This window comes from Phyllobacterium sp. 01N428 (assembly GCF_056399405.1).
In genome coordinates, this window is the sequence record NZ_JBFTRH010000001.1 from 1,413,589 (window position 1) to 1,437,562 (window position 23,974).

A 23,974-nucleotide genomic window follows, 5' to 3' on the forward strand; every position below is an offset into this window, starting at 1 on the left:
GCGGACTATTCTTCCGCCTCTCCGGAGAGAACTGCCTTGATGTTCTCGCGGTGCACGACCTCGTAGGGAGCGAAATAATTGATTGCGCCCGAACGAAAATCCTCTTCTGCAAATGCCTTTAGGTCGCCGCTCGGGAGATCCCTGTTTTGGCGCACCGTGATCAGCTTCTCGACATAGTTTCTTGTTGCATCGATCAGGCCCCGTCCATAACCGCCCGCGACAATGATATCCTCTGCGCCATGATTGGGCAGGATCTTCGAGAAATCCCAGGTCGCCATGCGGGCGAGATCGGCAAGATGCTCTTTCAGCCGGGTGGGTTCAGCGACGTAGGTTATCGGATCCTCGAGCGCATCGCCGGCAAACAACAGCTCCATTGCCGGCAGCAGCATCATGGTGCCATCGTGGCTGTGAATATCGACGACGCGCAAATCGATGTCGAACGCACCGACCTTCAAGCTCAATTCATCCTCGAAAATGCGGTTGGGCATGACCAGCGGCCGGATTGGCGGATCCCTGTTTTCCAGATTGTCGCGATGATTGCGCAACGCCTTTTCCGTCAGGCTATTGGCGATGATCTCGCAATCGGCGAAAACTTCGTTGCCGGCAACGTGATCCACATGCCAGTGGCTCAGCACGACTATAATCCTGCGTGCGCCGGCATCTTCGAGGGTCTTGCGAATTGCTCGGGCGTGGGGAAGAGAAATGCTCGTGTCATAGACAAGCGCCTCATCTCCGGACAGCAGCGCATAGGAACATACGCCAAGCGAATAAGCGCCGTCATCCAGCCAGTTGGGACGTTCGGAATAGGCGCGCACCCCGTCAATCCGTCCATCATAGAAGGCATAAACGCCTTCGTAAGGCTTATGGATACGCAGCGTTGAGCCAAGCGGCGGCATGGGTGTCTCCAGGTAACAAAAGGTGGAAGCGCCTGCGGTTTGTAGCCAGCTTTCCACATGTCGTCCAACGTCAATCTTACAAATTTGTCATGTTGCGGAAATAGCGGGGTAACGTTCCTATCTGTATCACTACTGCTATAAAGCGATCGTCCTCCTCACGATCGGACTTTCAAGGAGATACATTCATGCCGAATATTCGCAAGTCCTCACACTTCCGCAAGGGCATCGCTGCCGCAATGTTGTCCTCGGCGCTCGTCGGGGGCTTTCTGGCAACGGGTCCGCTCGCCGCTATCGTTCCGGCTCAGGCTGAAGCCGTGCGTGTCGATGCTCCACAGCAGCCCGGCTTTGCCGACGTTGTCGAGAAGGTCAGCCCCGCGGTTGTCAGCGTCCGCGTCAAGAGCGCCGTTCACCAGACCGCTGACGATGGTTCGGGGGGCATGCCGGGCCTTGATCAGCTGCCGGACGACCATCCGTTGAAGCGCTTCTTCTACGATTTCGGTGGCCAAGGCGGCCAGCGCATGGAGCCGCGCAAGGGTGGCCCGCGCGATCACAACCGTCCGGACCGCATCCGTCCGACTGCCCAGGGTTCCGGTTTCTTCATCTCTGAAGACGGCTATCTCGTCACCAACAATCATGTCGTTGAAGACGGCAGCGCCTATTCGGTCGTGCTGAATGACGGCACCGAACTCGACGCCAAGCTGATCGGCAAGGACAAGCGTACCGATCTCGCCGTCCTCAAGGTCGACGACAAGCGCAAGTTCACCTATGTCTCGTTCGGCGACGACAACAAGATCCGCGTCGGCCAGTGGGTCGTTGCTGTCGGCAATCCGTTCGGCCTCGGCGGTACCGTTACGGCGGGCATCGTCTCGGCTCGCGGCCGTGATATCGGCGCAGGCCCTTATGATGACTTCCTGCAGATCGATGCTGCCGTCAACCGCGGCAACTCCGGTGGTCCGGCCTTCAATCTCAACGGCGAAGTCGTCGGCATCAACACCGCTATCTTCTCCCCGTCAGGCGGCAGCGTCGGCATCGCCTTCGCCATCCCCTCGACGACAGCAAAGAACGTTGTCGATCAGCTCATCAAGGCCGGATCGGTTTCGCGTGGCTGGATTGGCGTACAGATTCAGCCGGTCAACAAGGAGATCGCTGAGTCCCTTGGCCTTGCCGAAGAGAAGGGCGCTCTCGTTGCCGAACCGCAGGCTGATGGCCCCGCCGCAAAGGCTGGCGTATCGGCAGGCGACGTGATCACGGCCGTCAACGGCGAGACCGTCTCCGACCCACGTGACCTTGCCAAGAAGATCGCTGCGATTAATCCGGGCAAGGATGTCGAGCTGACTGTATGGCGCAAGGGTGAAGCAAAGTCGTTGAACGTTGCGATCAAGGCGATGCCGGGCGACGATCAGCTGGCCTCGAAGAACACGCAGCCGGACCAGGAGACTGCAAAGCCTTCGGCTCTTGATGACTACGGCCTGACCGTCATGCCTTCCGACGACGGCAAGGGTGTCGTGGTTACCGACGTAGACCGCCAGGGCGACGCAGCCGACAAGGGCATCACCACGGGTGACATCATCGTTTCGGTCAACAACCTGCCGGTAAAGAGCGGCGCGGACATCGAGACGGCGATCACCTCTGCAACGAAGGCCGGCCGCAAGGCGGTCCTCCTGCAGGTCCAGACCAACGATCAGTCGCGCTTCGTGGCGCTGCCGATCAATCAGGGTTGATCCTGATCTAAAGGTTGCGGCGGCGCTTCACATCCCCCACCCCGCAAGCGCCAACGCAAACAAGGGCGGCAGATCTCCTTCGATTAATCTGCCGCCCACTTCTTTTGGGGCACCACTTAACGCATTCACCAAAACCGGCTTAGAATTGCGCCATGAAGATTCTCGTCATTGAAGATGACCGCGAAGCGGCCCGATATCTGGAAAAGGCCTTTGCTGAGGCCGGCCACACGGCCGATGTCGCCGGCGATGGCGAAACCGGTTACGCGCTGGCAGAACAGGGCAGCTATGATGCGCTCGTCGTCGACCGGATGCTGCCGCGTCGCGATGGCCTTTCCGTCGTGGCAGCGCTTCGGGCGCGCGGCAATGACACGCCGGCGCTGATTCTCTCCGCCCTCGGCCAGGTCGATGATCGCGTCACCGGTCTTCGCGCTGGCGGCGATGATTATCTCACCAAGCCCTATGCTTTCTCCGAACTTCTCGCACGGATCGAAGTGCTTCAGCGCCGCTCGAGCCCAAAAGAGGCAGAGACCGTTTACCGGGTTGGCGATCTCGAACTCGACCGTCTTTCCCATACGGCCAAGCGCGCCGGCCAGGTCATCATCCTGCAGCCGCGAGAATTTCGCCTGCTCGAATATCTGATGCGCCATGCCGGGCAGGTCGTCACCCGTACCATGCTGCTTGAACATGTATGGGACTACCATTTCGATCCGCAGACCAATGTAATCGATGTCCATGTCTCGCGCCTGCGCGGCAAGATCGAGAAGGATTTCGGTACGCCGCTGCTGCATACGGTGCGCGGTGCCGGCTACATGCTCAAGGCAGCCGAGACCGGTGCATGAGCCGTTTCTCCGCCATGATGAAGATGACGGCCGTCCGGCTGTCGGCACTTTACCTCCTGCTCTTTACGGTTTGCGCGCTGGGCCTCGTATTCTACATGACCAGGCTTTCCGTGCGTCTTCTGACCACCCAAACTGAGACCGCCGTCAACGAAGAGATCGAAAGCATCGGTCAATCCTATGAGCGCGGCGGCATTGCCGGGCTTGTGCGTTCGATCGATCGGCGTGGCCGCCAGCCCGGCGCCTATCTCTATCTGGTGACCGACCCCGCCGGGCGGATCGTTGCCGGAAACGTCCAGAGCATTGAAATCGGCGTCCTCCAGACTGAAGGCTGGATCGAACGTCCCATCACCTATGAGCGTTACGGCGAGGGCAACGAGGCAAAGACCCACACCGCCATTGCCCGCGTCATCGTCATGCCGAACGGGATTCGCGTCATGGTCGGGCGTGACCTCGGGGAGCCCGAGCAGGTTCGCCTCGTCGTACGCCGGGCGCTCATGGCCGCTCTCGGTACCATGGGCATCGGCGCGTTCCTGATCTGGTTCTTCGTCGGCCGCCGCGCGCTGCAGCGCATCGACAAGGTTTCCGTCGCATCGCAGCGGATCATGGGCGGCGATCTCGCCGGGCGCCTGCCGGTCAGCGGGTCCGGTGACGAATTCGACCGCTTGTCCGAGAATCTCAACGGCATGCTCGCGCGCATTCAGGAACTCAATGAAGGCGTTCGGCATGTCTCCGACAATATCGCCCACGATCTGAAGACGCCGCTGACGCGCATGCACAATCGCGCCGAATCTGCACTCGCCAGCGCGAGGACGACGAAACAATGGCGCGCTGCCATGGAAGGCATGATCAGCGACTCCGATCAGCTTATCCGCACCTTCAATGCGATCCTGATGATCTCGCGCCTGGAATCCGGTTATTCCACGGAAGCGCTCGAACAAATCCCGCTCTCGGTGATCGCCGAGGATGTGTTCGAGCTTTACGAGCCTTCCGCCGAAGAAGCCGGTGTCCAGCTCTTGCTCGGACCAGTTGATGCAACACCTGTCAGGGCCAACCGGGAACTTGTCGCGCAGACCGTGTCCAATCTTGTCGACAACGCGATCAAATATGCCAGCGGCGTCGACCGTCCCGTGGAGGTTTCGCTTTCCGTCGTGAGAGCGGACGACAAGGTGAAAGTCATCGTTGCCGACAATGGAACGGGTATTCCCGCCGATCAGATGGAACGCGCGACGGAACGCTTTGTGCGACTTGAGGAAAGCCGTTCGCAACCCGGTTCCGGTCTTGGTCTCAGCCTTGCCAAGGCGGTCATGAAATTGCACGGTGGTTCACTGGAACTAGCGGACAACGCGCCGGGGCTACGGGCGGTCCTGACATTTCCGGCGGGAGAGGAAAGCGGATGAGAGGACTATCCAAGGCGGCAAATGCTGACGCGCCATTCTTTTCGCAGGTTTTGCGGGAACTGGCGCCCTTGGATAACAAGAATGCTGCGGCTCTCTTGCGCGAGTTTCTTGCCCATGCCGCGGAAAAGGGCTGCGGCTTCAGCAGCACGCTGAACGACAACAAGCCCGCTGTCGGTTTTCTGTCTGCCGTTCTTGATCTTTCACCCTATCTGCGCGGTACGCTCCTGCAGCGTCCGCAATTGCTCGATCCACTGTTCGAGCGTTCGCTCCCGCGGCGGCTTGAAGCGCTGTTGCATGAGATCACGGCGGGCAGCGCTGCGGAAGACATCACCGAAGCCGATTTGATGACAGCGCTGCGGCAGCAAAAGCTCGAAGGGCACCTGCTTATCGCTCTTGGCGATCTGTCAGGCGTGTTTTCGGCCAATGATGCCACGTTCTGGCTTTCGCGCCTGGCCGAAGAGAGTGTTGGAGCGGCCGCGCGCTTCCTCCTTCGCGACGCCCATGCCGCCGGCAAATTGACGCTCCTCGATCTGAAGCATCCGGAGGTTGATTCGGGCTGGATCATCCTCGCCATGGGGAAATTCGGCGCGTTCGAACTGAACTATTCCTCCGATATTGATCTCATCGTCTTCATCGACGAGCACAGCCCGGCCATTCCCGACCCCTATGACTGCGTTGAAACGTTCTCGCGACTGACGCGCCGGCTGGTGCGCATCCTTCAGGACCGTACGGCGGACGGTTACGTTTTTCGCACCGACTTGCGGCTGCGTCCCGACCCGGGATCGACGCCGCTGGCGATTCCTGTCGGCGCCGCCCTCAATTATTACGAGGGTCGGGGTCAGAACTGGGAACGGGCGGCAATGATCAAGGCGCGGCCCGTCGCCGGCGATATCGCCGCCGGCAAGCGGGTGATTGCGGAACTTGCACCCTATGTCTGGCGAAAATATCTCGATTATGCTGCGATTGCAGACGTGCATTCGATCAAGCGGCAGATCCACGCGCATAAGGGCCACGGCGAAATTGCCGTGCGTGGCCACAATGTGAAGCTCGGCCGCGGTGGCATCCGCGAGATCGAATTCTTCGTCCAGACGCAGCAACTCATCGCTGGCGGCCGTTTTCCCAAGCTCAGGGGCTCGCGCACCGTCGATATGCTTGCAGCACTGGAGGATCTCGGCTGGATCGGCGAGGAAGCGCGCGACACGCTTACGCGAGAGTACTGGTTCCTGCGAGATGTCGAGCATCGCATCCAGATGATTGCCGACGAGCAGACGCATATGCTGCCGGAAGACGACGAGGAGTTCCTGCGCGTTGCGCATCTGATGGGCTACCGCGATGGCGAAAGCTTTGCGGCGGATTTCCGCGCGGCGCTGACGACCGTCGAGACACACTATGCCGCGCTGTTCGAACAGGCGCAGGAACTTACCGGCGAGGCCGGAAACCTCGTGTTCACCGGCGATGTCGATGATCCGGACACATTGAAGACGCTCGCCAATTTTGGCTTCGAACGCCCGAGCGATATTTGCCGGGTCATCCGCACCTGGCATTTCGGCCGCTACCGTGCCACGCAGTCAGCGGAATCGCGCGAGCGCCTCACCGAATTGACGCCGGTCCTGCTGAAGGCCTTCGGCGCGACGAGCCGTGCCGACGAGGCGCTGATGCGCTTTGACGAAATGATCAAGGGCTTGCCGGCGGGAATACAGCTCTTCAGCCTGCTGCAGTCAAATCCGCGCCTCCTCGACCTTCTGGTGCTGATCATGGGCGCGGCGCCAAGACTTGCCGGAATCATCACCCGCAAGCCGCATATTTTCGACGGCATGCTCGACCCAGCGATCTTCGCCGATGTTCCAACGCGCAGCTATCTTGCGGAGCGGCTGGAGAATTTTCTCGGGCCCTCCAAGGTTTACGAGGATATTCTCGACCGGCTGCGCATCTTCGCCGCCGAGCACCGTTTTCTCATCGGCATCCGCCTGCTGACCGGCGCGATCGACGGGGCGCGCGCTGGCAAGGCCTTTTCGGACCTTGCCGATCTCGTCATCGACCGCGCTCTGAAGGCGGTCATCGACGAATTCGCCGTAAGACATGGTTCGATCAAAGGTGGACGCATCGCCATTCTTGGCATGGGCAAGCTCGGCAGCCGTGAATTGACCGCAGGCTCCGATGTCGATCTCATCCTGCTCTACGACCATGACGAGGACGCGGACGAGTCAGATGGCGAAAAAGGCCTGGCGCCATCGCAATACTACATGCGCCTGACGCAACGCCTCATAGCGGCTCTTTCGGCGCCGACGGCGGAAGGCGTTCTCTATGAAGTCGATTTCCGTCTGCGGCCGTCCGGAAACAAGGGCCCGGTCGCCACGCACATCGACGCGTTCCGCAAATACCAGCGCAATGATGCCTGGACGTGGGAGCATATGGCCCTGACCCGGGCGCGCACGGTCGCCGGTGATGCCTCTTTCTTCCCGGAAATTCAGGAAGACGTGGCCGGCATCCTTGCGATGCCCCGCGACGCGTCGAAAATCGCCAAGGATGCCGCCGAAATGCGGGCTCTGATTGAAGCGGAGAAACCCCCGAGCGACGCCTGGGACCTTAAACTTGTCGCCGGCGGCATCATCGATCTCGAATTCATCGCCCAGTTTGCCGTGCTCACCGGCAATGTCGAAGGGCCCGTCGTGGCCCTTTCCACGGCAGAAGTGCTGCGCAAGCTGAAGCCCGAGTTCGTTGATCCCGCAACAGTCGACCGTCTTGTCGAGGCAGCGAACCTCTATACCGGCCTTACCCAGATCATCCGCCTGTGCCTCGACGGCGATGTCAAGCGCGAGGATTTCCCACCGGGTCTTGGCGATCTTCTCTGCAAGGCCTCCGACCTTCCCGATCTTGATCGCGTGGAGGCGCAACTTCAGGAGACAGCCATGTCGGTACGCAAGACGTTTGACTCATTGCTGCAGAAAGCAAAGAAGAAGTAGCTAGGCGGCTTCCAGCGCCCGCGTCGGGATGCGCACCGAGACAATGGTGCCGACACCCTCGGTCGAACGGATCTTTAGCGCGCCGCCGTGAAGCTCCGTGAGCGAGCGCGAGATGGCGAGGCCAAGCCCTGAGCCCGCATGCGACTTGGTGAACTGGTTTTCCACCTGTTCAAAGGGCTGGCCGATCTTCTTCAGCGCCGATTTGGGGATGCCGCAGCCCGTATCCTCGACTGTGAAGACCAGCGCGCCCGAGACCTTGCGCGCCCGCACCGCGATGCGCCCGCCCGTATCGGTGAACTTCACGGCATTGGAGAGAAGGTTGAGCAGCACCTGCTTGATCGCGCGGCGGTCGGCGTCGATCGTGACGCTGTCGGCAATGCGCGTATCGACCTTGATGTCCTTCTCCTGCGCCTGCAGCGAGATGACCCGGACTGTCTCGTGGATGAGCGGGCAAAGATCGATTTCCTCGCGGTCGAGCGAGAAATGTCCCGCTTCGATCTTCGACATGTCGAGGATGTCGTTGATGACGTTAAGCAGATAATTGCCGCTGGTGTGGATGTCGTGGACATATTCGACATAGCGGTCGGAGCCGAGTTCGCCGAAGGTTCCCGAATGCATGATCTCGGAAAAACCGATGATGGCGTTGAGCGGCGTGCGCAGTTCGTGTGACATGTTGGCTAGGAACTCGGATTTGGCGCGATTGGCCGCCTCGGCACGTTCCTTTTCGACCACGTATTTGCTGTTGAGCTCCGTAAGCTCGAGCGTACGCTCGACTTCGGATTTGCGGGCGAGGCTGAGGTCGTGAATGGTCGCCATGAGGCGGCGCTCGCTGTCGACCAGCCGTTCCTCGTGCACCTTCAATTGAGTGATGTCGGTGCCGACGGAGACAAGTCCGCCATCCTGTGTCCGGCGCTCGTTGACCTGCAGCCAGCGTCCGTCGGCAAGCTGCCTTTCGAAGGTCAGCGCGCCGTTGCGACCATTCTCATTGGCCATGCGCTTCTCGAAGGCGACGGCGCGGATACGCGGCTCCAGCTCGTCACGGCCGATGCCGGGCAGGAGACACTCGTTCGCAAGTCCGGAATACTCGTTGAACTTGCCGTTGGACATGACGAGCCGGTTGTCGGCGTCCCATAGAACGAAGGTCTCGGAGATGCTTTCGATCGCTTCGCGGATGCGCTGGTCGGCCTGCGCGGTCGCCTGGGCAAAGCGATGCTGCTCGCTCACATCCACGGCGACACCAACGAGGTGCAGGTCGCCTTCGCCCGCCACCTGCGCCCGCACCCGCATCCACACCCAATGGCCCTCGGCATGGCGCATGCGGAAGACGCGATCCATCTGATTGATTTCGCCGGCCGCGACCTGCGAGGCGACATTATAGAGCTTGTCGTCGTCGGGATGAATGATCGACGAAATGTCGCCGAGCGAGAGGATCGCATCATGCGCCTCATAGCCCAGCATTTCATACATGGAACGTGACCAGTACACCCGCCCGCGCGCCATGTCCCAGTCCCACAAACCGCAACGCCCGCGGGCGAGGGCGGTATCGACCCGTGCCTGCGTGTGCTGGTAGAGCTCGTCTGCATCCTGGGCCCGGGCCGACTGGCTGAAATAGGCGTAGAGCACGATCAGCATGATCGTCGCTGTTCCTGCGAACATCGTCACATTGACCGAGACGGTGCGCCGCCATTCAGCGAAGACGTCCTCGACCGGCTGCATGGCGAAGACCGAATGCGCCGCATTGGCTGTGCGGCTATAGGCGGCAAAGGCAGGCGTTCCCTCGACCTTGACGGGCATGGTGCCTGCACGCTCGCCAAAAAGGAACAGCGGCTGCCCCTCGGTCACGAAGGTTTCCAGATTGCGTTCGCGCCAGCGCTCGCCGCCTTCGGACGAGGCGATAATGCGCGCATCCGCATCGGCAATTGCAAACCACATGCCCTGGGGAATGAGGTCGCTGGCGCGGGTCTCGGCGATGATGTTCTGAAGATCGCCGCGGCCGAGTTTCTGGCCGCCGTTCATCCGGTTGTCGATGATGCTCGCCATATGGATGGCAGCCATGGAAAGCGTAGCGCGGGCCGTCCGCTCGGCATCGTCGCGCCAGGCGAGCAGCGACATCGAGCGTATGACGGCGAGCACGATGAGAAAAACAACGATCAGCGGCGGAATGGCGCGGCGCAGATAGGGTTCGGTGGCGAGAAGCTTGCCATAGGCGGGGTCGGCAAGAAGCTTTACGTGTCCGGAGAGCCGGTTGCGCCCCCGCGCAGTCGTCCGGTCCTTGGCGTAAATCTTCCCCGTCGGCGCGCGATACGCGTCCGCATTTGCCATTGAATGGCCCCCTCGAATTGTCGTTGTGTCCCGTGATTTGCTCCGGCACGCCGCACATCCGAAGCAGCTACAGTGAATCAAAACTGATTCTTTGTGTCTAGTCCCTTTATTAAATATTTATCAATAGTTTAGGCAAATCGAGGCCTCCGATGAGCGACGGATCGTAACACCTTGAAATGACTCGAATTCCCTGATCGCAAGTGGCCGGGAGACCCGGCCTAAGCCAGAGTTCGCTCCACGATATCGCGCACATCCGCCGAAAGACCGCCGACTTTGGCGATATTTGCCAGCGCTTCGCGCGCATGTTCGCGCCGCACCGGCTCGAAGGAGCGCCAAGAGCGCATCGCCGTCAGCAGGCGCGCGGCAAGCTGCGGGTTCTTCTTTTCGATCGTCAGGATCGTTTCGGCAAAGAAGACATAGCCATTGCCGTCGGCGCGGTTGAACCCGGTCTGGTTGCCGCTCGAAAATGCGCCGATGAGCGCACGCGCGCGGTTGGGGTTGTCGAGAGAGAACAGCTTGTGCTTCATCAGGCGCTGCACCCTCTGCAGCGCTCCGACGCCGGGCTGCATCGCCTGGACGATGAACCATTTGTCCATGACCAGCGCGTCATTGCCGAAGCGGTCCTCGAAGGCCTTGAGCGCCTGGCTGGTCGCATCGCTGCCGCTGAAGCGCTGGACAAGCACATGCAACGCCGCTGCACGGTCCGACATGTTGTCGGCGCCGTTGAATTGAGCAGCCGCCCGCTTCGGATCCGCTTCCGCGACACTCAGATAATCGAGGAGGACGTTGCGCAGCGCACGCCGCCCCGCACTTGCAGCATCGGGCTGGAATGGCCCGTCATCGGCGAGCTGTTCGTAAATCTGGGTGAACTTTTCCTCATTGGCTTCGGCGACGGTCTTGATCAGCGCGTCGCGGCTCGCGAGGATCGCGTCGGGGTCGATATTGGCGCCGAGCTCGCGAGCAATATCGCTTTCGGACGGAACGCTCAGGCAAAGCGCGCGGAAAGCCTCGTCCAGCGCAACATTGGCCGCGATCTCCCCGAGAAGTTTGATCGATGAGCTTTCGATGGTCGCCGGCTTGCCGCCGCGAATGCGTTTGGCGTTGCTGGTGAGCTTGCTGTTGAGAAGCTCCGTCAATGCCTGCCAGCGATTGACCTCGTCGCCATCGTTGCGTGCAAGAAAGATGAGGTCAGTCCGGGTCAACTCACTCGTCATCGTCACCGGCGCGGAGAAGCCGCGCAGCAGCGATGGCACCGGGCGCTCGGCGATGCCCGAAAGGGTGAAACGTTCCTTGCGCTTGCGCAGATGGATCACGTCGCCATCGACGAGCCCGCCCTTCGCCGACCGCGGCTTGAGTTCGCGGCCCTTGGCACCGAGCAGGCCGAACTTGATGGGAATGTGCATCGGCTTCTTCGACGCCTGTCCGGGCGTCGGCTTCAGCGACTGTTCGATTTCGATCTCGAATGTCTTGGTTGCCTGGTCGTAGTCGTAAGTGACGGCGAGATTAGGCGTTCCCGCCTGATCGTACCAGAGGCCGAACTGGCTGAGATCCTCGCCGGATGCATCTTCGAAGACCTTGATGAAATCTTCGATGGTCGCTGCATCGCCGTCATGGCGTTCGAAATAGAGATCCATGCCCCTGCGAAAGAGTTCGGGTCCAAGGATCGTGCGGATCATGCGCACGACTTCCGAACCTTTTTCATAGACCGTCGAGGTGTAGAAATTGTTGATCTCGCGAAACTGGCGCGGGCGCACCGGATGGGCGAGGGGACCGGCGTCTTCCGGGAACTGATGCGCCTTGAGCGCCTTGACCTCGGCAATGCGCTTGACCGGCCGTGAACGCATATCGGCCGAAAACTCGTGATCGCGATAGACGGTCAGGCCTTCCTTGAGGCAAAGCTGGAACCAATCCCGGCAAGTGATTCTATTGCCTGTCCAATTGTGGAAATATTCGTGGGCGATGACGGCCTCGATGCCGGCATAGTCTGCGTCGGTCGCCGTCTCGGGATCGGCAAGGACATATTTGTCGTTGAAGACGTTGAGCCCCTTGTTCTCCATCGCACCCATGTTGAAATCGGAAACGGCGACGACGTTGAAGATGTCGAGATCGTATTCACGGCCGAATGCCTCTTCGTCCCACTTCATCGAACGTTTCAGTGCGTCCATCGCATAAAGCGCGCGCGCTTCCTTGCCATGTTCGACATAGATGCCAAGATCGACATGGCGGCCGGACGCCGTCGTGAAGCTGTCGGTGATGACGCCGAGATCGCCGGCGACGAGCGCAAAGAGATAGGCGGGCTTGGGATGGGGATCGTGCCAGATTGCAAAGTGGCGCCCGTCCGTAAGCGCGCCCTTATCCTTGGGGTTGCCGTTTGAAAGCAGGAGAGGTGCCTCGCTGCGCGCCGCTTCGATGCGAACCGTATAGACGGAGAGAAGGTCCGGCCGGTCAAGGAAATAGGTGATCCGGCGAAAGCCTTCAGCCTCGCACTGGGTGCAGTACACGCCGCTCGAGCGGTAGAGGCCGGTCAATTGCCGGTTGAGAGTAGGATTGACCTCGGTTGTAATTTCAAGCGTGAACCTGCCGCCTTCCGGCAGGCCGCGGATCTCGAGTCGCTCCGGCGAGGCCATGTAGGCATTGTCGCCGAGCGGGGCGCCGTCGATGCGGATATCGACAAGCTTGAGTTCGTCACCATCGAGAATGAGCGGTGCATCGGCGCCGACGCCTGCACGGCGTTCGACGATGAGCTTCGATTTGACAATCGTGCGCTCCGGATCGAGCGTGAAATCCAGATGTGTTTCGGGAATAAGGAAATCGGTCGGCTTGTAATCTTCCAGATGAAAAACCTTGCCGGTATCGGTACGCATAGTCGAAAAATCCTTTGTGTGGTGCCGGAACCTAGAGCAAGTTGCGTCGGTAGGAAACCCTGAGGTCAGCGATCAACCGATTGTTTGAGCGCCAAACGCAACGTGATCGGAATTCCATCTGGTGTGCCTGTGAAAACAAGCATATAGATATATCAGTTTCCAGTCTTCATCATTTCGCTCGCCGCCTACCCCCAAGGAATTCCCGTTGTGACCACTATCGTTCACCCGCAAGAAGGTGAACCGCCCGTTGCAGACAAATTGCGTACGACCAATGCGATGCTCGGAATTGGTCTGAAAGTCGCCTCCGTCTGTGTCTTCGTCTGCATGTCGAGCCTGCTCAAGGCATCGGATGGCATTCCCGCCGGCCAGCTCGTCTTTTTCCGCTCCTTCTTCGCAATCTTTCCGGTGATTGCCTTCATTGCATGGCAGGGACAGATGACCGTCGCCTTCAAGACGAGCGAGCCATTCAGCCATTTCTGGCGCGGCTTCGTCGGCGTCAGCGCCATGAGCCTCAGTTTTTATGGCCTGACCAAACTGCCGCTGCCGGAATCGATTGCGATCTCTTACGCGACGCCGCTCCTGACTGTCGTCTGTAGCGCGATATTTCTGCGCGAGACGGTCCGCCTTTACCGCTGGTCGGCGGTATGCTTCGGGCTCGTTGGTGTCTTGATCATCCTTTGGCCGCGCATGTCTTTTTTTACCGGGGCGACGGAATTTGGCGGCGGCGAGGCGATCGGCGCGCTTGCCACGCTCGGCGGCGCCGGGCTTGCTGCCCTTGCCATGCTGCTCGTGCGCAAGCTCGTGCAGACGGAGCGTACACCCACAATCGTCGTCTATTTCTCGATCGCGTCGAGCCTTATCGCGCTCGTAAGTTTTCCATTCGGATGGGTGTGGCCGACGGGCTTGCAGGCAACCTATCTGATCATGGCCGGGATCGCCGGCGGCGTCGCGCAGATCCTGCTGACTGAAAGCTACCGCCACGCCGACATGTCGACGATTGCGCCGTTCGAATACACATCCATGTTGCTCGGGATTACTATCGGCTACCTGCTCTTCGGCGATATCCCGACCGCGGAAATGATCACCGGCGCGGTCATCGTCATTAGTGCCGGCATCTTCATCATCTACCGCGAGCACCGGCTCGGCCTTGCCCGCGCAAGGGCGCGCAAGGCATCGACGCCGCAGGGTTGATTGCCCTACTGCTGCTCGCCCTGAGCCGCTTCGCTCAACGGGTGCAGTTGCAAGGTTTCGGGCGTTTGCGGGCGGTCATGTGGGCGAATGGCGAAATCCGGCCGCGTCGAGGGGGCCTGCGCGGCACGGCGCAGGCTGCGCCAGAACGCGTAGGATCCGTAGGCGGCGTAGGTAATCGCCATCGTCACGAAGAATCCGGACGGGCCGTTCAAGTCCATCAGCCGGCCCGCGATCTGCGGCCCGATCGTGCTGCCAACACCGTAGACAATGAGCAGTCCGCTCGACACCTTGACGAATTCGCTCGGCTCGGCGAAGTCGTTGGCATGGGCCACGTTCAGCGAATAGATGGGGAAGAGCACGGTCCCGAAAGCGAACATCAGCGTATAGATGACCCATGGGGTCGTTGGCTGCAGCATGATCATCGTCAATGATATGGCGACACCGCCAACCCCGGCGACGACCATGACGTAGCGACGGTCGATGAAATCCGACATGCGGCCGATGGGGTACTGGAAAATCGCCCCGCCGATCATCGATGTGGCAATCATCGTGGCGATGCCGAAGGTGGAAAGCCCGATATCGCGTCCGTAGACCGCCGATAAGAAATTCCATGCACCCGCGATAATCCCGGCAAGCAGCGAGCCGACCAGCGCTGCGGGCGACTTGCGGAAGAGGCCGGGCAAATCCAGCGAAACCTGGGTGAGCGGACGCGGCGACTGCGCATTGGAAAGGCCCGTCGGTATGAGCGCGGCGGCGTAGATGAGGGCGCCGATCATGAACAGCGCCTGTGTCAAGGGATTGCCGAATGGCAGGATATATTGGCCGACAAGGAGGCCGATCATCGACACGATCATATAGATCGAAAACACCATGCCGCGCGTCGAATTGGTGACGCGCTCGTTGAGCCAGCTCTCAATGACCATATAGCTCCCGGCGAGCGAAAATCCGGCCAGAGCGCGAAAAACGGTCCAGGCCCAGGGATCGACGATCAAGCCATGCAGGAGCATCGACATGCTGAGCAGCGTCAGGAGAACGGCGAAGACCCGGACATGGCCGACACGCCGCACAAGTCGTGGCACGACGATGCAGCCTCCGGTGAAGGCAAGCGCGTAGCCCGTACCCAGCCAGCCGATCGTCGTCGGCGACCAGCCCTCCATGCCGGCGCGCAGCGGCAACAGAATTCCCGCGAGGCCCCCCGCCGTCAGCATCAGAAACGTGCTGGTCAATAGCGCCGTAATCGGCAAGAGCTGGAGAAACATCGAAGGATCCTGCGTGTCAGCCTGGAAAGCTACAGGTTTCATTCGGTCTGCAAGCCGATAATTACGACACTGCCTTTCCAGTTTTGCGCCAAGCCATTGGATTATTCGGCCAGGCTGCGCAACCGCATTTTGACATTGAGGAAATCGCGCCAGGCAAAGCGCTTCTGCGCCGGGTTGCGCAGGAGATAGGCCGGGTGAAGCGTTGGCATCACCGGTATCTCTATGCCGGACGGCGTTAGATGGGTCTTCCAGTTGCCGCGCAGCCGCAAAATGCCCTCGCTGGCATTGGTCAATGCCTTGGCAGCCGGGCCGCCGAGTGCCACCAAAATCTTTGGGTTGGCGAGTTCCACCTGGCGCTCGAAGAACGGGCGGCAGATTTCCGTTTCGAGCGGCGTCGGCGTCCGGTTGCCCGGCGGCCGCCAAGGGATTGTATTGGCGATATAGACGCTGCTGCGATCAAGGCCGATCGCAGCAGACATGCGGTCAAGCAATTGCCCGGAGCGACCGATGAAGGGCACGCCCTCCAGATCCTCTTCGCGCCCGGGTGCCTCGCCTACGAACATGATGGATGCGGCGGGATTGCCATCGGCAAAGACGAGGTTCTTGGCCGTGAACTTCAAATTGCACCCGTCGAAGGCGGCGAGCTGCTCGCGCAGTTCTTCGAGCGAACCTGCCCCTAATGCAAGCTGGCGCGCCATTGCGATCTTAGCGTCGTCAGGCACGGACGCCTTGGCGAGTGCTGGCGCGGCTAAGTTGGCTTGAGGGCGTTCAGGAGCCGGCGCGGATGCGGACTTCGCAGGAGGGGAAATGGGCGCGACTGACGATGCACGCTTCGCCTCGATCTGCGAAAACCTGTCGATGGGCACATCCTCGAGCGGCGTGTCGACACCGGCCTCGGCATAAAAGTGCAAGAGCTCGCGCAGGTTGGGCAATGGGCAATCCTTTTCCTCTGAAGTCGCAAATTGTGCGGGCGATTGCAAGTTCAAGAGGATGGAATGCGCGGGTCCTGCACCAGATAGAACACGCGCTTCGGCGTAAAATCAGCGATTGGAAACTGGAACGTCGCATTCTGGCCGGGATCGAGTTTGCCGCCACTGAACACAAGGCGGTCGTAAGGCTCGAAATCGTCGCTGTAATGGGCAAAGCCCCGCGACTTGACCAAGTCGGTCTTGTCGCCCGGTTGATAGAACGACAGCCCGTCGCCATAGTCGCTCGGCACGTTCAGCTGCTCCTGCAGTTCAAATTCGAACTCGATCCACGGATGGCCGCTGCCGTTGATCGCCCGAACCTGCAAGTAGAAGAGAATGCCGGCATCCTCGCTGGGATTTGCAAGCGCGACCCTGTCGGTGCGGATGACAAGGGTTGTCGGCGTTGCGGAAGGAAACTCCTCGGTGAGGATGATGGGGTCTTTCAGCGTACCCGTTCCGCTGATCGACCGGATCGTAAAACCGCCGAGTTCGTCGGAAAATGAATAGGGCCCCGCCACCCAAAGTTCGGGTTCTTCGGCTGCGATTGCAGTGGAAACGGCGGCGGCGAACAGCAAAGCGGCGGCGAGGAGGCCTTTGAGCATCCATATTGCCCGGGGTCGTGTCATCCGGTCTCCAATCATCAAACGATGGGCACCAGCTTCGGCTATGTTCGTGGCTAAGTATGAACGAATTGCCGAGTCGCGCAACTGTCACAGGGCGGCAGTTGATTGACGTTTACGTCAAGGTAAATTATGAATCGCCGCGCTCGTCGTAACATGAGGGCAATTGGCCGCATCTGGAATGCTTTCTAGGCACTGTCTTGCGGCTATTGTTGCGTTACAAATCGGAAAAACACGGGCAGGAATCGTGTTACGGGGCACATACTAGGTATTCAGGAGGAAAGCATGAGCGAGACACCAGAACTTCCAGAGCGCGAGAGCATGGAGTTTGATGTCGTGATCGTCGGGGGTGGACCGTCGGGCCTCTCGGCGGCCATCCGGCTCAAGCAGATCAATCCTGAACTTTCCGTCGTCGTTCTCGAAAAGGGCGGTGAGATCGGAGCCCATATCCTTTCCGGCGCCGTCGTCGATTCCATCGGCATAGACAAACTGCTGCCCGGCTGGCGCGACGAGGAGGGCCACCCCTTCAAGACGCCGGTAACGGCCGATCATTTCCTGGTGCTGGGACATTCGGGCTCTATCCGCCTGCCCAATTTCGCCATGCCGCCGCTGATGAACAATCATGGCAATTTCATCGTTTCGCTCGGCAATGTCTGCCGCTGGCTCAGCACCAAGGCGGAAGAACTTGGCGTTGAAATCTACCCTGGGTTCGCCGGCACCGAGGTTCTTTATGATGATAACGGCGCAGTCATCGGCGTAGCCACCGGCGACATGGGCATTGAAAAAGATGGCACGCATGGTCCCGCCTATACGCGCGGCATGGCTCTTCTTGGCAAGTATGTCCTCATCGCCGAAGGGGCGCGAGGCTCGCTCGCTAAAGTGTTGATCAACAATTTCAAGCTCAGCGAGGGCAAGGAGCCGGCGAAGTACGGCATCGGCCTGAAGGAACTCTGGCAAGTCGATCCCTCCAAGCACAAGCTCGGGCTGGTGCAGCACTCCTTCGGCTGGCCGCTCGACATGAAGACGGGGGGCGGCTCGTTCCTCTATCACCTTGAGGACAATACCGTCGCCGTCGGCTTCGTCATGCACCTCAACTACAAGAATCCCTATCTGTCGCCGTTCGAGGAATTCCAGCGCTTCAAGACGCATCCGGCCATTCGCGGTACGTTTGAAGGCGGCAAACGCCTTTCCTATGGTGCGCGCGCCATCACCGAGGGCGGCTGGCAATCGGTGCCGAAACTGTCGTTCCCGGGCGGCGCGCTGATTGGTTGCTCGGCAGGCTTTGTCAATGTTCCGCGTATCAAGGGCTCCCACAACGCCATGCTGTCCGGCATGCTGGCAGCCGAGCATGTCGCCGAGGCGCTTGCGGCAGGCCGCGCCAACGATGAACTTATCACTTACGAGAATGCCTGGCGCTCCAGTGAAATCGGCAAGGACCTGAAGCGCGTGCGCAACGTCAAGCCGATGTGGTCCAAGCTCGGCACCATTGGCGGCGTCATGCTCGGCGGTCTCGACATGTGGCTCAACACGATCTTTGGCGGCTGGTCGCCGTTCGGAACCTGGAAGCACGGCAAGACCGACGCTGCCTCGCTCGAGCCCGCGAGCAAATACACCCCGATCGCCTACCCGAAACCGGATGGCGTTCTCACATTTGACCGCCTTTCGTCAGTGTTCCTGTCGAACACCAACCACGAGGAGAACGAGCCGGTTCACCTCATCGTCAAGGACCCTGCGCTGCAGAAGTCTTCGGAACATGATGTCTTTGCCGGGCCATCGACCCGATATTGCCCGGCGGGTGTGTATGAGTGGGTCGAGGAGGCGTCGGGTCCGAAATTCGTCATCAACGCGCAGAACTGCGTTCACTGCAAAACCTGCGATATCAAAGACCCCAATCAGAATATCAACTGGGTGCCGCCGCAGGGCGGCGAGGGGCCCGTCTATACGAACATGTAGTTCTCAAAGCCCGGCGATCGGGCCGGGCTCCTGATTGCCGAGCATGACGGTCTGCTCGTCCGGTCCATTGTCATCCACGCCCTCTATTGAAAATCGCAGCAGCAGCGGCAGATGGTCGGAGCCTACCGGCTGAAGCGAATCCACCGATTTTGCCGCAATGCGCTCTGATACCAGCACATGGTCGATCGGTAGGCCGATCCAGCGCGCGGCATGGGCAAAAGTGCCGTTGATCAGCCAACTTGGACGCAAGCCGTCGACTGGATGCGTGTTGCTGGCGTCGACGAGGTTCCTGATGGTCTGGCTCCACGGTGCAGCGTTGAAATCACCGGCAAGGATCATCGGACCGCCAAGGCGCACGAGATAGGGCTGCATCTCCTCGACATTTTCAGCCTGCTCGAAAGGCCAGGGCCAGCCAAGGTGCACGGAGGCCATGAGTGCGCTGCGCCCGCCGAAATCGATGCGCGCCAGCGCCATCAAACTGTTCCCGACGCACTGAGGTGTCGTACCGAGCGCGAAAGGCCGCCGCGAAAGGATGGCAACGCCGCCGACGCGCTTCGTGCTTGGGCAGACGATCTTGTGAGGATATCGTCCTTCGACGGCTTTTAGTCTGGATCGCCAGTCGTCGGATACTTCTTGCAAAGTGATAACGTCGGGCGTTTCGCGCGCGATCGTTCGAATGACTTCCGACTGATCGCGATTGTCGTAACGCAGGTTGAGCTGCATCAGCTTGAATTCGGGCAGGCCGACATTCGATGCGGGCTCTTTTCCGCCTTCAGCCGAAGGAGCAGGTGTGGGTATCAACACCGTCCCAAGTGCCGTCAGCGCGAAGACGATCGACATCAGACCCTCGCGCCATAGCCCAAGGATGAGTGCAGGAATTGCCGAGATGGCCATCAGTACGGCGAGATGCATGCGAAAATGCGTAAAGGCATCGAAGAGCGGATGCGCCGATCCGAAAAAGCCAAGAACCAGCGGCACCGAGATCAGGCTCGGTATGAGGACTGCAGCGAGCCTGAGCCGCGAATGCGATGATGGGGTCGTCATTGGACGCATTAAACCGGCAATTGCGACGCAATCAAGATGATGACTCCAAGAGGGTGTTACGTCCGCGCCTGCAATCGGTGTCAACTTTTTCGCGCAGCATTTGCAACCCTGAATTCGTTGCCGCGAGGCCCCTTTCCCGCGATGTTTTGCACTGTTTGAAGGTAAAGCAGCAGGCACCACGCCAGCCGGTGCATCGGGAAGATTGGCTCCCCGATTGAGGCAACAGCCTTGCTGTCAAACTTGGAGGTGAAGTTATGTGGTTCAGACCACTTAGCATCACTCTGGAAGTGAAAAGAACCCGGACAGGCTGGCAAGTCTGTGTCCGGGTTCATTTTACATAACCAGAGAAAGGGGACGGGCGAAAGTCCGTTCCCACTCCAAAAATAGTATAGCACCCTCTGCTCCGTTTCCAAGATGCAGCGCGTTGGACTTTCGACGCACGGGAATCGGATTGCGTCTTTCACTGCATCATTCGCGAAGCTAGATATCCATAGGACAATCTGTACCGTCGAACCGGAGCACCTTATGACCGTCAAGCGCATCGTCGCCAATCTCGCTGTTTCCGATCCTGCTGCGGTCCGGGCGTTTTATGAAGATTTGCTCGGCCTGAATGTGGTCATGGATCATGGCTGGATACTGACCTTCGCGTCCGACGCTCCGACCAGACCTGAGCTCAGTATTGCCAGCGAAGGCGGTTCAGGAACGCCCGTGCCCGACCTTTCCATCGAGGTCGACGACGTCGATGCTCTCTATGCGCGGGCGGTGGCGGCGGGCTACGAGATCACCTATGGCATCACAGATGAGCCATGGGGCGTGCGCCGCTTCTACGTACGCGATCCGTCGGGCAGGATCGTCAACATTCTCGCGCATGCTTGAAGCTCAAAGCAACTTTGCCAGATTGCTGAGAAGGCGATCGTGTTCGTCATTGCCGAGAAGCGCCTGAATGTCCTTATGCGTGCTGGTCCATACCGGCAAAACGTCGGACAGGAGCTTGCTCCCGGCCGGCGTGAGCGCCAATAATCGGCTGCGCTTGTCCGCAGGGTCGATCTCCACCTTCACGAGGCCGCGACGCTCCAAAGGTTTCAGCGCTGCGGTCAGTGTGGTGCGGTCCATGGCAAGGAGCGATGCCACCGAACGCAGGTTCGGCGGCTGCGGACGATTCAGCGACATGAGCAAGGAGAACTGCCCGTTGGTGACATCGTAAGGGCGCATCGCCTCGTCGAAGCGACGGGCAAGGGCGCGCGCCGTCCGCTGCACGGCAAGACACATGCAGGTATCACGGACATAAAGTGTAGTTTCGAAAGGGACGGAAATCGGCTTTGACATGGCCTATATATGTTGATATCAACCTAAATGTCAATATTTAATCACGAGATCCCGATATAGTCCGGCCAATCATGGAGGAGGTACTAACATGACCACACCCGGCAATTTCATTTGGTATGAATTGATGACCACCGACGCCGAGGCGGCAGAGGCTTTCTATAGTGATGTCGTCGGCTGGGACCCAAAGGATTCCGGACATCCCGACATGCGCTATACGTTGCTTAACGTTGGCGCTGCGCCAGTGGCAGGCCTGATGACGATACCGGACGACTGCGGCCCGGACATGAAGCCGGCGTGGACTGGCTATATCTGGGCGCAGGACGTCGATGCGAAGGCGAAGGAAGTCGAGCAGCTCGGCGGCAAGGTTTATCGCGAGCCGGCGGATATCCCCAATGTTGGCCGCTTTGCAGTTGTCGCCGACCCGCAGGGCGCAACGTTTCAGCTGTTTGCGCCAAGCATGACGGACCAGGGCGATATGCCGAAACCGCCGGTGCAAGGCACGATCGGCTGGCATGAGCTCAACACCGAGAACTGGCAAGGCGCGTTCGACTTCTATTCGAAACTCTTCGGCTGGACCAAGGACCAGGCGATCGATATGGGCGATATGGGCACTTACCAGCTCTTCGCCGCCGGTGCCGAAGCAGTCGGCGGGATGATGAACCGGATGGACAAGTCGGTCCCGCCAATGTGGAATTTCTATTTCTGCGTCGACAACATCGATGCGGCGCAGGAACGGGTGACGAGCAAGGGCGGCAAGGTCCTGTTCGGGCCGCAGGAGGTACCGGGCGGCGCCTTTATCCTCCAATGCCTTGATCCGCAGGGCGCGATGTTCTGCCTGGTCGGCATGCGCAGCTGAGCCGGATCGCTTGAGGTGCTACTGAAATGCCATCTCGTAGAAACTGCGCAGTTTGCGCGAGTGCAGTTTCTCGGGTGGCATTTCCGCCAGCTTTTCGAGCGCGCGAATGCCGATCTGCAGATGCTGGGCAACCTGGCGCTTGTAGAACTCCGTCGCCATGCCCGGCAGCTTGAGTTCGCCATGCAGCGGCTTGTCGGAAACACAGAGCAGCGTGCCGTAGGGGACGCGGAAGCGGAAACCGTTTGCAGCGATCGTCGCCGATTCCATATCGAGCGCAATGGCGCGCGACTGTGACAGTCGTTTCACCGGACCGCGCTGGTCGCGCAATTCCCAATTGCGATTGTCGATCGTCGCCACCGTGCCGGTGCGCATGATGCGCTTCAGATCATAGCCCTCAAGCCCGGTAATTTCGGCGACAGCCTGTTCCAGCGCCACCTGAACTTCGGCAAGGGCAGGGATCGGGACCCATACGGGCAGATCATCGTCAAGCACATGGTCCTCGCGCACATAAGCATGGGCCAGCACATAGTCTCCGAGCGCCTGCGTATTGCGCAGGCCCGCGCAATGCCCGAGCATCAGCCATGCATGCGGACGCAAGACCGCGATGTGATCTGTGATCGTTTTGGCATTGGAGGGGCCAACGCCGATATTGACCATGGTGATTCCCGAACCATTGCGGCGTTCAAGGTGATAGGCCGGCATTTGCGGCATACGACCGGCCGGAACGCCCGATGTCGGCGCACTGCTGCCTGCCTCGGTGATCAGGTTGCCTGGCTCGATGAAACGCTCATAGCCGCCACCGCCGGCTGCCATGAGCTTGCGCGCCCACACGCAGAATTCATCGATATAGAACTGATAGTTGGTGAACAGCACATAGTTCTGAAAATGCACCGGATGCGTGGCCGTATAATGCGACAGCCGGTGCAGGGAATAATCGACGCGCTGTGCGGTGAAAGGCGATAGCGGCATGATGCCGTCGAGGTCGTCCGCCTCGTATTCGCCATTGACGATGCGGTCGTCGGTTGCATTGAGGTCCGGCACATCGAAAAGATCGCGCAGTGGCCGTGTGAACGCATCGGCGATCGAGGATTCAACATGCGTTCCTTCAAGGAAGGCGAAGTGGATCGGGATAGGCGTCGTCGATTCCTGCACAGTCACCGGTCCGCCGTGGTTGCGGATCAAGAGCTTTATCTGTTCCTCGAGGTAACTTGCAAATAGGTCGGGGCGGGTAATGGTCGCCGCGTACTGGCCGGGCGAAGACACATGGCCGAAGGCAAGGCGCGAGTCGATCTGCGCATAGCTTGACGTGGAAAGCTGCACCTCGGGGTAAAAGGCGCGAAAATGCAGCGTGTCCTTGGCTTCGCCTTTCGCGACCTTGTCGAAGGCGTCGCGCAGGAATTGCGTATTGCGCTCGTAGATCCGGCGCAGCGCGTCGACAGCCGCATGCTCGTCCATGAACTCTTCGGGTTCAACATGCGGCGGCATGCTGATCGTGACAGGCTTTCTTGTTCCGATTCGTTTATCCATCCCCGCAATATAGTCGCTCCGGGTGACAGTTGAAATGCACCTGTCTCAAACGCGCTGCAAGGCGACGAGGAGTACGAGCCCAACGCCGCCATTGGATGGCGAGCGGCTTTCATAACTTGCTGCAAAGGCGATGACCGGCCCGACGAGGATCGCCGAAAAGACAAGCGCCCGCAGGAAAATCAGCGAAAAGTTTGCTGTCGACCGCATCATGTCCCGGAATCTCCTCGG

At 59.8% G+C, this 23,974-nt stretch carries 18 protein-coding genes; 8 read left to right on the top strand and 10 right to left on the bottom strand.

The window, feature by feature from the left end; genetic code table 11:
• Positions 1 to 5 precede the first annotated feature (5 nt).
• Complete coding sequence (locus AC1DNI_RS06930) at positions 6 to 896, bottom strand: MBL fold metallo-hydrolase (protein WP_477691301.1); 891 nt, start codon at positions 894 to 896, stop codon at positions 6 to 8.
• 185 nt (positions 897 to 1,081) lie between these two features.
• Here AC1DNI_RS06930 and AC1DNI_RS06935 point away from each other — a divergent pair, with 185 nt between their 5' ends.
• From AC1DNI_RS06935 to AC1DNI_RS06950, 4 genes are all read left to right on the top strand, one after another.
• Positions 1,082 to 2,617 carry a Do family serine endopeptidase gene (locus tag AC1DNI_RS06935; protein WP_477691302.1) on the top strand — a complete coding sequence of 512 codons (1,536 nt, stop codon included), beginning with the start codon at positions 1,082 to 1,084 and terminating at the stop codon, positions 2,615 to 2,617.
• A gap of 152 nt (positions 2,618 to 2,769) precedes the next feature.
• On the top strand, positions 2,770 to 3,456 hold the full coding sequence (locus AC1DNI_RS06940) for a response regulator transcription factor (protein WP_027229934.1): 687 nt from the start codon (positions 2,770 to 2,772) through the stop codon (positions 3,454 to 3,456).
• Positions 3,453 to 4,853 (top strand): sensor histidine kinase, encoded by a 1,401-nt coding sequence (locus tag AC1DNI_RS06945; RefSeq protein ID WP_477691303.1) that lies wholly within the window; start codon positions 3,453 to 3,455, stop codon positions 4,851 to 4,853. Before AC1DNI_RS06940 ends, AC1DNI_RS06945 begins: the two co-directional genes overlap by 4 nt.
• On the top strand, positions 4,850 to 7,816 hold the full coding sequence (locus tag AC1DNI_RS06950) for a bifunctional [glutamine synthetase] adenylyltransferase/[glutamine synthetase]-adenylyl-L-tyrosine phosphorylase (protein WP_477691304.1): 2,967 nt from the start codon (positions 4,850 to 4,852) through the stop codon (positions 7,814 to 7,816). The genes AC1DNI_RS06945 and AC1DNI_RS06950 overlap by 4 nt, the downstream gene beginning before the upstream one ends.
• On the opposite strand, the gene AC1DNI_RS06955 is transcribed toward AC1DNI_RS06950, so the two are convergent.
• Entirely contained in the window at positions 7,817 to 10,138 is a 2,322-nt protein-coding gene (locus AC1DNI_RS06955) for a PAS domain-containing sensor histidine kinase (protein ID WP_477691305.1), read from the bottom strand.
• A gap of 218 nt (positions 10,139 to 10,356) precedes the next feature.
• Entirely contained in the window at positions 10,357 to 13,002 is a 2,646-nt protein-coding gene (gene pepN / locus AC1DNI_RS06960; protein ID WP_477691306.1) for an aminopeptidase N, read from the bottom strand.
• Between the two features lie 276 nt (positions 13,003 to 13,278).
• Here pepN and AC1DNI_RS06965 point away from each other — a divergent pair, with 276 nt between their 5' ends.
• Positions 13,279 to 14,193 carry a DMT family transporter gene (locus AC1DNI_RS06965; RefSeq protein ID WP_477691495.1) on the top strand — a complete coding sequence of 305 codons (915 nt, stop codon included), beginning with the start codon at positions 13,279 to 13,281 and terminating at the stop codon, positions 14,191 to 14,193.
• 5 nt (positions 14,194 to 14,198) lie between these two features.
• Here the strand turns inward: AC1DNI_RS06965 and AC1DNI_RS06970 are convergent, their stop codons facing one another.
• The 3 genes from AC1DNI_RS06970 to AC1DNI_RS06980 form a co-directional block, all read right to left on the bottom strand.
• Positions 14,199 to 15,452 (bottom strand): MFS transporter, encoded by a 1,254-nt coding sequence (locus tag AC1DNI_RS06970; protein WP_477691496.1) that lies wholly within the window; start codon positions 15,450 to 15,452, stop codon positions 14,199 to 14,201.
• Between the two features lie 101 nt (positions 15,453 to 15,553).
• On the bottom strand, positions 15,554 to 16,384 hold the full coding sequence (locus AC1DNI_RS06975) for a uracil-DNA glycosylase (RefSeq protein WP_477691307.1): 831 nt from the start codon (positions 16,382 to 16,384) through the stop codon (positions 15,554 to 15,556).
• 50 nt (positions 16,385 to 16,434) lie between these two features.
• Positions 16,435 to 17,046, bottom strand: coding sequence for a hypothetical protein (locus AC1DNI_RS06980; RefSeq protein WP_244506723.1), 612 nt, complete (start codon positions 17,044 to 17,046; stop codon positions 16,435 to 16,437).
• A gap of 279 nt (positions 17,047 to 17,325) precedes the next feature.
• On the opposite strand from AC1DNI_RS06980, the gene AC1DNI_RS06985 reads away from it, so the two are divergent.
• Complete coding sequence (locus AC1DNI_RS06985) at positions 17,326 to 18,993, top strand: electron transfer flavoprotein-ubiquinone oxidoreductase (protein WP_477691308.1); 1,668 nt, start codon at positions 17,326 to 17,328, stop codon at positions 18,991 to 18,993.
• 3 nt (positions 18,994 to 18,996) lie between these two features.
• Here AC1DNI_RS06985 and AC1DNI_RS06990 read toward each other — a convergent pair whose 3' ends face one another.
• The gene (locus tag AC1DNI_RS06990) at positions 18,997 to 20,037 is read right to left on the bottom strand and encodes an endonuclease/exonuclease/phosphatase family protein (protein WP_477691309.1); all 1,041 of its coding nucleotides are present in this window, start codon (positions 20,035 to 20,037) and stop codon (positions 18,997 to 18,999) included.
• Between the two features lie 525 nt (positions 20,038 to 20,562).
• Between AC1DNI_RS06990 and AC1DNI_RS06995 the strand changes: the two genes are divergently transcribed.
• Positions 20,563 to 20,913, top strand: a complete 351-nt coding sequence (locus AC1DNI_RS06995; RefSeq protein ID WP_477691310.1) for a VOC family protein — start codon at positions 20,563 to 20,565, stop codon at positions 20,911 to 20,913.
• A gap of 3 nt (positions 20,914 to 20,916) precedes the next feature.
• On the opposite strand, the gene AC1DNI_RS07000 is transcribed toward AC1DNI_RS06995, so the two are convergent.
• Complete coding sequence (locus AC1DNI_RS07000; RefSeq protein WP_027229922.1) at positions 20,917 to 21,363, bottom strand: MarR family winged helix-turn-helix transcriptional regulator; 447 nt, start codon at positions 21,361 to 21,363, stop codon at positions 20,917 to 20,919.
• An 88-nt stretch (positions 21,364 to 21,451) separates the two neighbouring features.
• Between AC1DNI_RS07000 and AC1DNI_RS07005 the strand changes: the two genes are divergently transcribed.
• Positions 21,452 to 22,219 (top strand): VOC family protein, encoded by a 768-nt coding sequence (locus tag AC1DNI_RS07005; protein ID WP_477691311.1) that lies wholly within the window; start codon positions 21,452 to 21,454, stop codon positions 22,217 to 22,219.
• A gap of 18 nt (positions 22,220 to 22,237) precedes the next feature.
• Here AC1DNI_RS07005 and AC1DNI_RS07010 read toward each other — a convergent pair whose 3' ends face one another.
• The gene (locus tag AC1DNI_RS07010) at positions 22,238 to 23,746 is read right to left on the bottom strand and encodes an AMP nucleosidase (RefSeq protein ID WP_091919223.1); all 1,509 of its coding nucleotides are present in this window, start codon (positions 23,744 to 23,746) and stop codon (positions 22,238 to 22,240) included.
• Between the two features lie 45 nt (positions 23,747 to 23,791).
• The gene (locus AC1DNI_RS07015; protein ID WP_153667852.1) at positions 23,792 to 23,956 is read right to left on the bottom strand and encodes a hypothetical protein; all 165 of its coding nucleotides are present in this window, start codon (positions 23,954 to 23,956) and stop codon (positions 23,792 to 23,794) included.
• Between the last annotated feature and the right edge of the window lie 18 nt (positions 23,957 to 23,974).